This window comes from Bradyrhizobium sp. JR4.1 (assembly GCF_040548605.1).
Classification (GTDB): domain Bacteria; phylum Pseudomonadota; class Alphaproteobacteria; order Rhizobiales; family Xanthobacteraceae; genus Bradyrhizobium; species Bradyrhizobium canariense.
Genome location: NZ_JBEPRY010000001.1, coordinates 337,182 through 351,102, shown reverse-complemented (window position 1 = coordinate 351,102; position 13,921 = coordinate 337,182). Strand labels below are relative to the sequence as shown.

The following is a 13,921-nucleotide window of genomic DNA, read 5'->3' as shown; positions in this document are numbered from 1 at the left end:
AACCGAGGCCGAACGGCCTGTAATCACGGTGACCGCGGCGGCGCCAAGCATGATCGCGCTGAGTGGGTTCTAGGAGGATTTTTCGTGCAAGAGACGGGCGTGCGCAACGGTGCCTTCGGCGCCGACAAATTCGGCTTAAAGAATCTCAAGCAGGTTCACTGGAACCTCGGTGCGCCGCAACTCTATCAATACTCGCTCTCCGCGGGCGAGGCGGTGCTGTCGGCCGATGGCGCTCTCTGCGCCGACACAGGCGAGTTCACCGGCCGCAGCCCCAAGGACAAATTCACGGTGCGTGATGCCACCACCGACAAGAAGATGTGGTGGGCCGGCAACCAGTCGATCACCGCAGAGCAGTTCGAGACGCTCTACCAGGACTTCCTCAAGCACGCCGAAGGCAAGTCGCTGTTCGCGCAGGACCTCTATGGCGGCGCCGATCCGGCTTATCGCATCAGGACCCGCGTCTTCACCGAGCTCGCCTGGCACTCGCTGTTCATCCGCACGCTGCTGATCCGTCCCGAGGCGGTCGAGTTGTCGAGCTTCATGCCAGAACTCACCATCATCGACATGCCGAGCTTCCGCGCCGATCCGAAGCGCCATGGCTGCAAGTCGGAGAACGTCGTCGCGATCGATTTCGCCCGCAAGATCGTGCTGATCGGCGGGTCTTATTACGCCGGCGAGATGAAGAAGTCGGTCTTCACCACGCTGAACTACTATTTGCCAGAGCGCGGCGTGATGCCGATGCATTGCTCGGCCAATGTCGGCGCCAAAGGCGACGCCGCGATCTTCTTCGGCCTGTCCGGCACCGGCAAGACCACGCTGTCAGCCGATCCGAACCGCACGCTGATCGGCGATGACGAGCACGGCTGGGGCCCGAACGGCGTCTTCAATTTCGAAGGCGGCTGCTATGCCAAGTGCATCAAGCTGTCGCAGGAAGCCGAGCCCGAGATCTACGCCGCCTCGACCCGCTTCGGCGCAGTGCTCGAGAACTGCGTGCTCGACGAAGACACCCGCGTGGTCGATTTCGACGACGGCTCAAAGACCGAGAACACGCGCTCGGCCTATCCGCTCGAATTCATCCCGAACGCCTCGCGCACCGGTCGCGCGCCGCAGCCGAAGAACGTGGTGATGCTCGCCGCCGACGCCTTCGGCGTGCTGCCGCCGATCGCCAAGCTCTCGCCGGCGCAGGCGATGTATCACTTCCTGTCGGGCTACACGGCGAAGGTCGCGGGCACCGAGCGCGGTCTCGGCAATGAGCCGCAGCCGGAATTCTCGACCTGCTTCGGTTCGCCCTTCCTGCCGCTCGACCCCAGCGTCTACGGCAACATGCTGCGCGACCTGATCGCCCAGCACAATGTCGACTGCTGGTTGGTCAACACGGGGTGGACCGGCGGCAAATACGGCACCGGCTCGCGCATGCCGATCAAGGTGACGCGCGCGCTGCTCACCGCTGCGCTCGACGGCTCGCTTCGCAACGTCCAATTCCGCACCGACAAATATTTCGGCTTCGCGGTCCCGACCGCGCTGCCGGGTGTGCCGAGCGAGATCCTCAATCCGGTCAACACCTGGAAGGACAAGGACGAGTTCGACAAGACCGCCCGCGCGCTGGTCGGGATGTTCCAGAAGAATTTTGCCAAGTTCGAAGCCCAGGTCGACGCCGAAGTCCGCGCCGCTGCACCGGACGTGAAGCTCGCGGCGGAGTAAGATCGCCGCGCTTGAAATCGAAAGGGCGGCCGCGAGGCCGCCCTTTTTTATCTTTCCTTCTCCCCTTGCGGGAGAAGGTGGCGCGAAGCGCCGGATGAGGGGTTCTCTCCGCGCGTTCAACCGCAAGAGAAGCGCTCGCGGAGAGAACCCCTCACCCGTCTCGTCGCTTCGCGACGAGCCACCCTCTCCCGCAGGGGGAGAGGGGAAGCAGCTACGCCTTGAAATACGCGATCTGCGTGCTCGTCGCGAGCAACCTTCCGTTCGGCGACCACAGCTCGGCGTTCTGGTCGGCGTAGCTCTTGTGCATGATCTTGGAATCTGCGGTCGCCAGCACGCGGGTGATGTCCTCGGCCGCGAGCTCTTCGCTGTCGGTGTGGAAATACGTCGTCAGCGACACCGTGCCGAACGGCACCAGCTCGCGCCGCGCATGGAAGATGCGGCCGAAGAAGGCGTCCGACATCGACATCAGCGACGGCATGTCGAGCTTGCGCGGCTCGCGATCACTGATCCAGAGCTTTGAGTAAGTGCTGGCGAGCTCGGCCCGCGGCGGGCCGATCCGCATCTCGCCCTCGACGAAGCGGAATTCATACTGGTTGGCCCAGGACGCCGCGATCTTCGGGAACGGCATCGTCTGTTCGAACGGCTTTGCATCGGGATATTGCGCCACCCTGTGCTCCCAGGACGGCCGGCGTTCGGCGAATACGGCGGTGGCGAGCGTTGCGACCTCGCTGCCGCCTTGCGACAGTTCGACGCTCCAGTGCTGGCTGGAGCGGTTGGCCTTCACCAGCCGCACGTCGAGATCGAACGGTCCCTTCGCGATCGGCGCGCAGTAATTCACGGTGAGCGCCAGCGGATCGCCGGCACGTTCCGGATGCTCGATCAGCGCACGCAAAATGGTCGCAGCAGTGGCGCCGCCGAACGGGCCGACAAAGGCCCAATAGTCGTCGCTGGTGTGTCCCTGCCAGCTCGAGTCACCGGCGGTGACGCGGGTGGCGTCGTCGAAAGGGTGCGGGAGCTTGGCGTGCATCGTTTGATCCGGCGTTCAATGACGGACGTCATATCACGTCCGCCGCCGGCTTGTGCAATTACCTCGCGGGTAACCGATTTCACGCAGCGGAAAATCAGCCCGCGACGTCGCGCAGGGTCGGCAGCAGCGGTGTGGTCGGATTCACCGGCACGTTCCAGATCTCCTCGGCGTATTCGCGGATGGTGCGGTCGGAGGAGAACCATGCCATGCGCGCGACGTTGAGGATCGAGGCGCGGGTCCAGGCCGGCGCCACCTGCCAACGCGCATCGACGCTGCGCTGCGCCTCGTAATAGGAATCGAAGTCCGCGCTGACCATGTAATGGTCGAGATAACGCAGCGCGTGCGCGATCGATTCGAAGCGGCCGGGATCGCCGGGCGAGAACTCGCCGGCGCCGATCGCGTTGATGGCGCGCTGGAGCTTTGGCGAATTGCGGATCACGTCGGAAGCGTCCAGCCCCTGCTTGCGCCGGATCATGACGTCGCCGGCTTCCATGCCGAAGATCGCGATGTTCTCCGCGCCGACATGGTCGCGGATCTCGATGTTGGCGCCGTCGAGCGTGCCGATGGTGAGGGCGCCGTTCAGCGACAGCTTCATGTTGCCGGTGCCGGAGGCTTCCATGCCGGCCGTCGAGATCTGCTCGGACAGGTCGGCGGCGGGAATGATCACCTCGGCAAGGCTGACATTGTAGTCGGGCAGGAAGACGACCTTGAGCTTGCCGCCGATCGCGGGATCGTTGTTGACGGCTTCCGCAACGTCGTTGATCAGCTTGATGATCAGCTTGGCGTAACGGTAGCTCGCCGCAGCCTTGCCCGCAAAGATCTTCACCCGCGGCACCCAATTGCCGTTGGGATCGTCCTTGATCGCCTGGTACAGCGCGACGGTCTCGATGACGTTCAGGAGCTGGCGCTTGTATTCGTGGATGCGCTTGATCTGCACGTCGAACAGCGCGGTCGGATCGACCTTGATGCCGAGCCGCTCGCCGATCAGGCGCGCCAGCGCGGTCTTGTTGTGATGTTTGACGGCGCGGAACTTCTTCTGGAATTCGACGTCGCTGGCGCGGGCCTCGATCAGGCTGAGCTGCGTCGGATCGTCGAGCACGGCATCGCCGCAGGTCTCGCGCAACAGATCGGTCAGCTTCGGGTTCGCCAGCATCAGCCAGCGGCGGAAGGTGATGCCGTTGGTCTTGTTGGTGATGCGACCGGGATAGAGATGGTTGAGGTCGTGGAACACGGTCTCGCGCATCAGGTCTGAATGCATCGCGGAGACGCCGTTGATGCGGTGCGAGCCGACGAAGGCGAGCTGGCCCATGCGCACGCGCCGCCCGCTCCTCTCGTCGATCAGCGAGACCGAGGCGCGGAAGTCGATGTCGCCGGGGGCGCGCGCCTCTGCGAGCGCGAGATGCTGCACGTTGATGCGGTAGATGATCTCGAGATGCCGCGGCAACAGCCGTTCGAACAGCTCGACCGGCCAGGTCTCCAGCGCTTCGGGCAGCAGCGTGTGGTTGGTGTAGGACAGCGTGGCGACCGTGATCTTCCAGGCCTCGTCCCAACGGAAATTGTGGTCGTCGATCAGGATCCGCATCAGCTCGGTGACGGCGAGGCTCGGATGGGTGTCGTTGAGCTGCACCGCGACCTTGCTCGACAGGCTGCGGAGTTGGCCGTCCGACGCAAGATGCCGCTTGATTAGGTCCTGCAGCGAAGCCGAGACGAAGAAATATTCCTGGCGCAGGCGCAGCTCGCGGCCCGCCGGGCTCTCGTCGTTCGGATAGAGGAATTTACAAATGGCTTCCGCGCGCGACTGCTCGGCGCTGGCGCTGACATAGTCGCCGGTGTTGAAGGCGTCGAGCTTCAACGGATCGGGCGAACGTGCCGACCACAGCCGCAGCGCGTTGACGTGCTGGCCGCGCCAGCCGACGATCGGCGTGTCATAGGCCATCGCCTGCACGGTCTCGGACGGATGCCAGATCGCGCGATCCCGGCCCTTGTCTTCGACGTGCTCGACACCGCCGCCGAAGCGAATGTCATAGATCACTTCGGGCCGCTGCAATTCCCAGGGGTTGCCGAAGCCGAGCCATTCGTCCGGGTATTCCTGCTGCCAGCCCTGATTGATGATCTGGCGGAACAGGCCGTAATCATAACGGATGCCGTAGCCGATCGCGGGGATCGACAGCGTCGCCATGCTTTCCATGAAGCAGGCGGCGAGACGGCCCAGGCCGCCGTTGCCGAGCGCCGCGTCCGGCTCGCATTTGCGCAGCTCAGGCAAGGAGACGCCGAGATCGCCGAGCGCGACCTCGAAGATCTTCAGCAGCCCCATATTGTTCAGCGCGTCGCTGAAGAGGCGGCCGATCAGGAATTCGAGCGAGAGATAGTAGACGCGCTTGCGTCCCGCATCGTAGCTGTGCTTCTCGGCCGTGAGCCAGCGATGCACGATGCGGTCGCGCAGCGCCAGCGCGGCGGCCTGGTACCAGTCGTGCTTGGTCGCCATGCCCGCATCCTTGCCGATGGCAAGGCGCAGCTTCGCCAGAATCGCGCCCTTGATCTCAGCCAGCGCGAGCTCGTCGATGGGCTGGTTGGCGGCGGGAAAATTGGGCTGGAACGATGAATCTTGCAAAGTCGTCACTTCCTGGTCGCGAGAACACTACTGACCCTACGCATCTTGCCTCTGTACCGGAACCATTGCTGGTGCGACCGTGCACTGCGCTGGCGTAAAATTATGCAAGGAACGGGCCGATTTGGGAACCCGGACGCATACGGGGAAACGTGGATTTGGTGCTAGAATGGCGGCCAATTCAGCCATCAGTGTGGAGGAGACATCCATGAAAGCTCTGATGAGACCTGTGACGCGACGGCTGATCGAAATCGCAGCGGCCATCTTTCTCGTCGTCTGCATCACCGCCTCCAGCGCCGCCTTCGCCGCCGGCAAGATCGGCCGCAGCGTCGACGGCCTGAGCTGCGCCGTCACACTCCCGCAAAACGCATCCCCCGCCGCCCGCTGCGCCGCCATCAAGCGCCAATGCGGCGGCAAGTTTTATGCGAGCGCGTGCGGGGATAAGCTGATGTCGGCGGCGAATTGAGGAGGGCCTCGCGACAAAATTGGCGTCGTCCTGGCGAAAGCCAGGACCCATTACCCCGACTGTGAGATGAGGCCCGACCGGTCATTCCAATCGGGATTTTCTTCTTCGATCAGTTTGATCTTCCAATCCCGCTTCCAGAATTTGAGCTGCTTCTCGCGCGCGATCGCCTCCTGCGGAGTTGCGAAGGCTTCGACATGAACGAGGCCGAATATCTTGTATTTGTGCACGAACTTCGAGCCGCGACCCGAACGATGTAGCTCAAGCCGCGCGCGGATGTCATTGGTCACGCCGGTAGATCGTGCCGTGGTGGCGGCTCGCCAAGATGTAGACGTAGTAGCTGCTTGCGCTCATGGCCTCAGCTCGCAAGGGCAACGCTGACCGGGGTAATGGGTCCTGGCTTTCGCCAGGACGACGCTCTCCAACAATCGCGCCTAGCGTCAGAACAAATTAAGAACACTTTAGCAAGTCTTTGATATATCATTGTGATTCGGCGCGTTGCCGACACAATATCTAGCGTCCGCCAGACTTCGCGAGGACTACATGTCCACCATTGCCTTCGACCAGTTTGCCCTCACCAGGATCGCCGATTTCGCGCGCTCGCTGTCGCGGCTGCATCAGGCGGCGCGGCGCTACGCGGTCGATGACGACCAGTTCGACCGCGAGTTCAATGCGGTGTGCCAGTCGATCTGGGGCTACACCATCGACGACGTCAGCGACGATCTGTTTTCTGCCGAGGACCATCTGTTCCTCGACACGCTGGACGAAGCGCAAGCGCGCATCTTCGCCGCCGAGCAGGGTTATGACCTCGTCGACGATCAGGGCATGCTCACCGACTGGTGGGGGTTTTGCTGGATGATCCTGGCCGAGAAGCGCGGCCTGCTCACGGCAGACAACCGCGCCGCCGCGCGCGCGGCGATCGAGGAGAAATATCTGGCGGCGCCGAACGTGATCGGCGTGATCATCGGACGTTGACGGTCTCAACCCTCATCCTGAGGAGCTTGCGCAGCAAGCGTCTCGAAGGATGAAGGCCGAGCCGTAGCAGCCGGGCCTTCATGGTTCGAGACGCGCGTTCCGCGCTCCTCACCATGAGGATTTCAGTCCAGCCCCGCCCGCTTCGCTGGCTTTTGCGTTTTCGGCACCGTCACGTCGGGCAGCGTCTCGCGCACGATCTCCGTGGCGGGGCCATCCGCCGCCACCGTGTCGGCGCGCACCGGCGCCACCTTCATCTCGCCGAGCCGTGCGCGGACCTGCGCGGTGAGACCGGGATAGGAGGCGACCGGCGTGAAGTCCGCGGCCTGGTCGTTGCCGACGCGAATGCCGGTATAGGCGACGAGGCCGTCGCTGGTGGCGATCACGTCGCCGGGTTTTAGCGACGAATCCAGCGCCAGATCGACCGGAGCAAGTCCGACCGGCTCGCGGCCGTTGCAGGTGCAGTCGGCGCGCAGCGCCTTGCGATAGGCGAACGCGTTCTCGCTATCGGCGTAGCGCTCGCCGGTCTGCGACGCGGCGCCGTCGATCGAGGAGCCGAAATAGATCTTTGTCGCGCTCGCAGGACAGAAGGCCTGACACATCTGCGCGGGCGAGGTGAGACCGCGCATCAGCGGAAAATATTTGCCGTCGCAGCTGCGCACGCAGAACGCCGGTCCCGAGCCGCCGGCTGCGGCCGAACGTGTCGGCGGCACGTATTGCGGGGATGCGGCATTCTGCTGGCCAGTGAAGGGATCGGCGTAGGAGCTCGCCTGCTGCGGCACCTCACGCTGCGGCCGCTGCTGCTGCTGCATTCCGCCGAAGAAGAATTCGAACAGGCCTTCGGCCGAAACCGGCGCCGGAGCCGCGAGCAGCGGTGCTGCCAGTGTCGCGGCGACGAGCATCGCGCGACGCCGCCGGCGCGCATGGGACATGACTGTACGCAAACGCTTACTCCACCCGACGCTACCGAACCGGCCGGGACCATCAGGCCCAGCACATGATTCACCATAGAGCGGGATGGTAAATGAGCGGTTGAGGGGGGAGCGGTGTCGCCGGACGGGGTGGACCTCGTCATGGCCGGGCTTGTCCCGGCCATCCACGATCTCTGGTGCGGCAAAGACGTGGATGCCCGGGTACGACGGCGGAGAAAGTCTAGCCGCTCAAGCCTTCAAGAACTCCGACGCCTTGTACAGCGAGCGGAATGGCAGCCCGGCCGCGCCAAAAGTGTCGTCGGCGCCTTCCTCGCGGTCGACCATGGTCAGCACCAGCACCACCTCGGCGCCGGTCTCGCGCACCGCTTCCACTGCCTTCATCGCCGAGCCGCCGGTGGTGGTGACATCCTCGACTATCACGACGCGCTTGCCCTCCAGCGTCTCGCCCCTGGGCAGCCCCTCGATCGCGAGCTTGGCGCCGTGCTCCTTCGGCTTCTTGCGCACGAAGAACGCCGCGATCGGATGGCCCTTGATCCAGGAAATCTGCGCCAGCGCGCCGGCCAGCGGCACCGCGCCCATCTCGAGCCCGCCGATGAAATCGAGATTGTCGTCCTTCAGCGCCTCATAGGTCAGCTCGGCCAGCAGGGTCGCGCCCTCCGGGTCCAACATGGTCGGCTTGAGGTTGAAGTAGAAGTCGCTCTTGCGGCCCGACGCGAGCGTCACCTCGCCGCGGCCGAAGGAGCGCCGGCGGATGATCTCGAACAGGCGGGCGCGGGAGGCTGATTTAGACACGGCGGGCCCTCGGGAGCATTTTTGGAAGTGGCGGAATTTATCCGCGACGGCCCCGACATTCCAGAGGGGGCTTCCCCCGTCAACAGGGATCGGCCATCCCGGCCCGCCGGTTGTGGGGGTGCAACCTTCTGGAGTAGGTGGATGCCGGATATCTCGGGCAAGAAAACCGGCAAGAAGGCTGGGCAAGGACACGCGAAAATGACCATCGAGCTGCACACCTGGAATACGCCGAATGGCCGCAAGATCTCGGTCGCGCTGGAGGAGATGGGGCTGCCCTACAGGGTGATCCCGGTGAATATCAGCAAGGGCGAACAGATGGCGCCGCAGTTCCTGAAGCTCTCGCCCAACAACAAGATCCCCGCGATCCTCGATCCTGATGGCCCGGACGGCAAGCCCGTCAGCATCTTCGAGTCGGGCGCGATCCTGCTTTATCTCGGCGAGAAGACCGGCAAATTCCTGCCGAAATCGCTTTCAGGCCGCATCCCCGTCTATGAATGGCTGATGTGGCAGATGGGCGGTTTCGGGCCGATGCCGGGCCAGGTGCACCATTTCATCGCGCTCGAGAACGAGCAGGACCGCGCCTACGGCCTCAAGCGCTACATGGCGGAGACGCGACGGCTCTACGGCGTCCTCGATCGCCGGCTAGAGGCCCGCGATTTCGTCGCCGGCGAGCTCTCGGTTGCCGATTTTGCCATCCTGGGCTGGGCCTGGCGTCACCCTCGCCACAAGGTTGACCTGGCCGACTTCCCCCACGTGAAGCGCTGGTACGAGGCCCTGATGGCACGCCCGGCGGTGAAGCGGGGCATGGAGGCGAAGCTGGATTGAACTGACGGTGTCATCGCCCGCGAAGGCGGGCGATCCAGTATTCCAGAGGCGGTGGTGATTTACCGAGAGGCCGCGGCGTACTGGATGCCCCGCCTTCGCGGGGCATGACAGCGTTGCGCCTCACACCTTCCGCGCTTCCACCGCCATCCGCACCGCAAGCCCGGCCAGCACCGTGCCCATCAGCCAGCGCTGGACCAGCATCCAGCTTGGCCGGCTTGCGAGAAACAGCGCGATCGATCCGGCCGCGAGCGCGATCATCGCATTCACGCTGACACTGATCGCGATCTGGATCGCGCCGAGCACCACCGACTGCGCCAGCACGCTGCCGGCGGTGGGATCGATGAACTGCGGCAGCAGCGCGAGATAAAGCATCGCGATCTTCGGGTTGAGCAGATTGGTGACGAACCCCATTGCGAACAATTTGCGCGGGCTGTCGATCGCAAGCTGCTTCACCTGGAACGGCGAGCGACCGCCCGGCTTCACCGCCTGCCAGGCCAGCCACAACAGATAACCGGCGCCGGCAAAGCGCAGCGCGTCGTAGGCGAAGGGAACGGCGAGCAGCAGCGCCGTGATGCCGAACGCCGCGCACAGCATGTAGAACACGAAGCCGAGCGCCACGCCGCCGAGCGAAACGATGCCCGCTGCCGGCCCTTGCGTGATCGAACGCGAGATCAGGTAGATCATGTTCGGCCCCGGCGTGAGCACGAGGCCGAGGCAGACGAGGGCGAAGCCGAGCAGGGCGGAGGTGTGGGGCATGGCTGAACCGGTGCGGGAGACGGCACGGTTCTAATATGGGTGGCGCGGTCGGGCCATCGCGCAATTGCACGGAGGACAATTCAACCCGACCGGCCGGTGGTGAACGCGAACCAGACCGCTATCGCGACCAGTGCCAGGGCGAACAAGCGCCGCACCACGTTGCGGTTGTTCGCGACGTCGATGGTCGATTGCAGCGAGCCCGCCAGCGCGACGATCGCCGCATGGATCAGCGTGGCGATTGTCACGTAGATGACGCTGAGCATCAGCGTCTGCCGGACCACGGAGCCGGCATCGGCGCGCACGAACTCCGGCAACACCGCCACGTAGAACATCGCGGCTTTCGGGTTGAGCAGGTTGGTGATCAGGCCGCGCCGGAACGCCGGCCACGGCCGCGCGTCGGCACCGACCGTCCTGCCCGGCGAAGCGTCCTCCTTGCCCGACCACGCGTCCCAGGCAAGCCACAGCAGATAGGCGACGCCACCCCATCGCAGCAGGCCATAAAGCCACGGCGAATGGTCGATCGCCGCGGCGAGGCCGAAGGCCGCGATCACGCCATAAGTCATCAGCCCGAGCGCGATGCCGGCCACCGCGGCAAAGCCCGTGCGCATGCCGCGCGAGAGCGACAGCGCGGCGAGATAGGTCATGTTGGGACCGGGCGTGATCTCGATGACGAGCGCCGTCAGCGCGAAGGCGAGCAGCGGGCTGAGATCACTCACGCAGTTCGCCTCTGGACTCGATCACGGTGACGGATCAGTGCGCCTCGTCCCAATTGTTCGCCGCGCGTGCATCGACATGCAAAGGCACCGAGAGCAGCACGGCCGGGAACGGCGCGTCCTGCATCACGTGCTGCACGACGGGGAGCGTGGCCTCGACCTCCGCGTCGGGCACCTCGAAGATCAATTCGTCATGCACCTGGAGCAGCATCTGCGCCGACAGCTTCTTCTCGGCCAGCGCAGCCTCCATCCGCGTCATGGCACGGCGGATGATGTCGGCGGCGGTGCCCTGGAGCCGGGCGTTGATCGCGGCGCGCTCGTTGAAGGCGCGCACCGAGGCGTTCGAGGCCTTGATGTCGGGATAGTACATCTTCCGTCCGAACAGCGTGGTGACGTAGCCGTGGCTGCGGCAAAAGTCGCGCGTCTCGTCCATGTAGGCGCGGATGCCGGGGAAGCGCTCGAAGTACTTCTTGATGTAGGCGGAGGCTTCCTCGCGCGCGATGCCGAGCTGGTTGGCGAGGCCGAATGCCGAAATGCCGTAGATGATGCCGAAATTGATCGCCTTGGCGCGGCGCCGGATTTCGCTCGGCATGCCCTTGATCGGCACGCCGAACATTTCCGATGCCGTCATGGCGTGAATGTCGAGGCCGTCGCGGAACGCCTGCTGCAGCACGGGAATGTCCGCGATCTCGGCGAGCAGCCGCAGCTCGATCTGCGAATAGTCGGCGGAGACCAGCTTGTGCCCTGGCGTCGCGATGAAGGCGCGCCGGATCTTGCGTCCGTCCTCGGTGCGCACCGGAATGTTCTGCAAATTCGGCTCGTTCGACGACAGCCGGCCCGTCGTGGTCGCGGCCAGCGCGTAGGTCGTGTGGACGCGGTGGGTCTGGGGATTCACGTAGGTCGGCAGTGCGTCGGTGTAGGTCGATTTCAGCTTGGAGACCTGGCGCCACTCCAGAATTTTCTTCGGGAGGTCGTGGCCCTGCTCGGCGAGCTCGTCGAGCACCTGCGCGGTGGTGGACCATGCGCCGGTCTTGGTCTTGGTGCCGCCGGACAGTCCCATCTTGCCGAACAGGATGTCGCCGATCTGCTTCGGGCTGCCGACATTGACGGGCTCGCCCGCGATCTGCTGGATCTCGGCCTCGACGCGCGACGCGGTCTGGGCGAAATCGCCGGAGAGACGCGACAGCACCTGGCGGTCGATCGAGATGCCGCGCCGCTCCATGCGTGCGAGCACTGCGACCAACGGGCGTTCCAGCGTCTCGTAGACCGTGGTCATGTGCTCGGCGACGAGGCGCGGCTTCAGCACGCGCCAGACCCGCAAGGTCACGTCGGCGCCCTCCGCCGACAGCGACGCGGCCTTGTCGATCGGCACCTGGTCGAACGTGATCTTGCCCTTGCCGCTGCCGAGCAGCTCGTTTTCCTTGAGCATGGCGTGACCGAACCAGCGCTCGGACAGCTGCTCCAGCGCATGCGAGCCGCGGCCGGCATCGAGCACGTACGAGATCAGCTGCGCATCGTCGGTGTTGCGCAGTGTGATGCCGTGCTGCGCCAGCATCACCGCGGTGAATTTGACGTCGAAGCCGATCTTGAGAATGCCTGACGATTCCAGCACCGGCCGCAACGCCTCGACCGCCTCGGCATGCTTGACCTGATCGGGCGCGAGGCCCGCGTCGAACAGGCCGGCACCGCCACCGGACTGCTTGTGCGCCAGCGGCACGTAGCAGGCCTCGTTCGGCGCCAGCGCCAGCGCGATGCCGCAGAGATCGGCCTGCATCGGGTCGATCGAGTTTGCCCGGATCTCGACCGCGACATGGCCGGCATCATGGATGCGCGCGATGAAGGCGTTCAGTTCCGCGAGGCTCTTGATCGCCTGGTACTTGCTGCGGTCAACCGGGAGCTTGCGCAAAGCCTCTTCGCGCGCGGCGGCGAGAGAAATCGGCGCGCCCTTCGGGCTCGCGGCCTTGTCCTCCTTGGTCGCCGATGCGTTGCGTTGGCCCACTGGCGCTTGCGGCGGCGCGCCGGTTCCCGGGGCTGGCACGACGTCCGAAGGCGGCAGCGGCGAGAACACGCTGGCGCCGCTGGAATAGCCTGGATCGGCATCGACGTTGGCCGGATCGATCTGCGAGAACTCGGCGACGCGGCGCGTCAGCGTGGAAAATTCCATCGCCTTCAGGAACGCGATCAGCTTGCGCGCATCGGGCTCGTGGACGGCGAGATCGTCCAGCGGGACTTCGAGGTCGACCTTGTCGTCGAGCAATACGAGCTGCCGCGAGATGCGCGCCTTCTCGGCGTGCTCGATCAGCGCCTCGCGCCGCTTCGGCTGCTTGATTTCGGTGGCGCGGAACAGCAGCTGCTCGAGATCGCCATATTCGACGATCAACTGCGCCGCGGTCTTGATGCCGATGCCGGGCACGCCCGGAACGTTGTCGGTGGAATCGCCGGCCAGTGCCTGCACTTCCACCACCTTCTCCGGCGGCACGCCAAACTTCTCGATCACCTCGGGGATGCCGATGCGGCGGTCCTTCATGGTGTCGTACATGGTGACGCAATCGGTGACGAGCTGCATCAGGTCCTTGTCGGAGGACACGATCGTCGCGCTCGCGCCGCGCTCGCAGGCCTGCCGCACATAGGTCGCAATCAGATCGTCGGCCTCGAAGCCGACCTGTTCCAGGCAAGGCAGGTCGAAGGCGCGTACCGCTTCGCGGATCAGCGAAAATTGCGGGATCAGATCGTCCGGCGCCGGCGCCCGGTGCGCCTTGTACTCAGGATAGATCTTGTTGCGGAAGGTGATTTCCGACTTGTCGAAAATGATCGCCAGATGCGTCGGCCGGTTGTCCTCGGGCATCTCGCGCAACAGCTTCCACAGCATGTTGCAGAAGCCGAGCACGGCATTGACCTGCAAGCCGTCGGACTTGCGGTTCATCGGCGGCAGCGCGTGATAGGCGCGGAAGATGTAGCCGGAACCGTCGACCAGGAAAACATGGTCGCCCTTGCCGGCGGCCTTGGCGGCGACGGGCTTGGCAGCAGCTGTCGCTGCAGCGGGCTTGGTTTCGGCGGCCTTGGGCGCGGCAGCCTTGGTGTCAGCTTGGGCGGTGGTCTTTGGGGAGCTCTTGGGCATGGCCGCAATGTATG

General features: G+C 64.7%; 11 protein-coding genes and 1 pseudogene. 4 read left to right on the top strand and 8 right to left on the bottom strand.

What is annotated here, in order from left to right:
* The first annotated feature begins 84 nt into the window (after positions 1-84).
* A complete protein-coding gene (locus ABIB90_RS01790; RefSeq protein WP_354200021.1) occupies positions 85-1,701 on the top strand; it encodes a phosphoenolpyruvate carboxykinase in 1,617 nt (538 codons plus the stop codon).
* Positions 1,702-1,912: 211 nt separating this feature from the next.
* Here ABIB90_RS01790 and ABIB90_RS01785 read toward each other — a convergent pair whose 3' ends face one another.
* Both ABIB90_RS01785 and ABIB90_RS01780 read right to left on the bottom strand, forming a co-directional pair.
* On the bottom strand, positions 1,913-2,728 hold the full coding sequence (locus ABIB90_RS01785) for an acyl-CoA thioesterase (RefSeq protein ID WP_007597740.1): 816 nt from the start codon (positions 2,726-2,728) through the stop codon (positions 1,913-1,915).
* 94 nt (positions 2,729-2,822) lie between these two features.
* Positions 2,823-5,339 carry a glycogen/starch/alpha-glucan phosphorylase gene (locus tag ABIB90_RS01780; protein WP_007597739.1) on the bottom strand — a complete coding sequence of 839 codons (2,517 nt, stop codon included), beginning with the start codon at positions 5,337-5,339 and terminating at the stop codon, positions 2,823-2,825.
* A 205-nt stretch (positions 5,340-5,544) separates the two neighbouring features.
* Between ABIB90_RS01780 and ABIB90_RS01775 the strand changes: the two genes are divergently transcribed.
* Positions 5,545-5,802, top strand: coding sequence for a hypothetical protein (locus ABIB90_RS01775; RefSeq protein WP_354200376.1), 258 nt, complete (start codon positions 5,545-5,547; stop codon positions 5,800-5,802).
* Positions 5,803-5,852: 50 nt separating this feature from the next.
* Here ABIB90_RS01775 and ABIB90_RS01770 read toward each other — a convergent pair.
* Positions 5,853-6,153: pseudogene (locus ABIB90_RS01770) on the bottom strand (GIY-YIG nuclease family protein).
* Positions 6,154-6,342: 189 nt separating this feature from the next.
* Here ABIB90_RS01770 and ABIB90_RS01765 point away from each other — a divergent pair.
* Positions 6,343-6,774 (top strand): hypothetical protein, encoded by a 432-nt coding sequence (locus ABIB90_RS01765; RefSeq protein WP_007597734.1) that lies wholly within the window; start codon positions 6,343-6,345, stop codon positions 6,772-6,774.
* Between the two features lie 122 nt (positions 6,775-6,896).
* Here ABIB90_RS01765 and ABIB90_RS01760 read toward each other — a convergent pair whose 3' ends face one another.
* Together ABIB90_RS01760 and pyrE are read right to left on the bottom strand one after the other, a co-directional pair.
* The gene (locus tag ABIB90_RS01760; protein ID WP_354200375.1) at positions 6,897-7,673 is read right to left on the bottom strand and encodes a DUF2865 domain-containing protein; all 777 of its coding nucleotides are present in this window, start codon (positions 7,671-7,673) and stop codon (positions 6,897-6,899) included.
* A 258-nt stretch (positions 7,674-7,931) separates the two neighbouring features.
* Positions 7,932-8,495 (bottom strand): orotate phosphoribosyltransferase, encoded by a 564-nt coding sequence (pyrE, locus tag ABIB90_RS01755; RefSeq protein WP_007597730.1) that lies wholly within the window; start codon positions 8,493-8,495, stop codon positions 7,932-7,934.
* Positions 8,496-8,693: 198 nt separating this feature from the next.
* Here pyrE and ABIB90_RS01750 point away from each other — a divergent pair, with 198 nt between their 5' ends.
* Complete coding sequence (locus ABIB90_RS01750; RefSeq protein ID WP_035995324.1) at positions 8,694-9,320, top strand: glutathione S-transferase family protein; 627 nt, start codon at positions 8,694-8,696, stop codon at positions 9,318-9,320.
* Positions 9,321-9,440: 120 nt separating this feature from the next.
* Here ABIB90_RS01750 and ABIB90_RS01745 read toward each other — a convergent pair whose 3' ends face one another.
* From ABIB90_RS01745 to polA, 3 genes are all read right to left on the bottom strand, one after another.
* A complete protein-coding gene (locus tag ABIB90_RS01745) occupies positions 9,441-10,076 on the bottom strand; it encodes a LysE family translocator (protein ID WP_007597728.1) in 636 nt (211 codons plus the stop codon).
* Between the two features lie 80 nt (positions 10,077-10,156).
* Positions 10,157-10,792 carry a LysE family translocator gene (locus tag ABIB90_RS01740; RefSeq protein WP_007597727.1) on the bottom strand — a complete coding sequence of 212 codons (636 nt, stop codon included), beginning with the start codon at positions 10,790-10,792 and terminating at the stop codon, positions 10,157-10,159.
* Positions 10,793-10,826: 34 nt separating this feature from the next.
* Positions 10,827-13,907 carry a DNA polymerase I gene (polA, locus tag ABIB90_RS01735; protein ID WP_354200020.1) on the bottom strand — a complete coding sequence of 1,027 codons (3,081 nt, stop codon included), beginning with the start codon at positions 13,905-13,907 and terminating at the stop codon, positions 10,827-10,829.
* Positions 13,908-13,921 lie beyond the last annotated feature (14 nt).

Coding starts and splice junctions, on each gene's coding strand:
- ABIB90_RS01785 (WP_007597740.1), bottom strand. CDS start 2,728: ATGCACGCCAAGCTCCCGCACCCTTTCGACGACGCCACCCGCGTCACC.
- ABIB90_RS01775 (WP_354200376.1), top strand. CDS start 5,545: ATGAAAGCTCTGATGAGACCTGTGACGCGACGGCTGATCGAAATCGCA.
- ABIB90_RS01765 (WP_007597734.1), top strand. CDS start 6,343: ATGTCCACCATTGCCTTCGACCAGTTTGCCCTCACCAGGATCGCCGAT.
- ABIB90_RS01760 (WP_354200375.1), bottom strand. CDS start 7,673: ATGCTCGTCGCCGCGACACTGGCAGCACCGCTGCTCGCGGCTCCGGCG.
- ABIB90_RS01750 (WP_035995324.1), top strand. CDS start 8,694: ATGACCATCGAGCTGCACACCTGGAATACGCCGAATGGCCGCAAGATC.
- ABIB90_RS01745 (WP_007597728.1), bottom strand. CDS start 10,076: ATGCCCCACACCTCCGCCCTGCTCGGCTTCGCCCTCGTCTGCCTCGGC.
- polA (WP_354200020.1), bottom strand. CDS start 13,907: ATGCCCAAGAGCTCCCCAAAGACCACCGCCCAAGCTGACACCAAGGCT.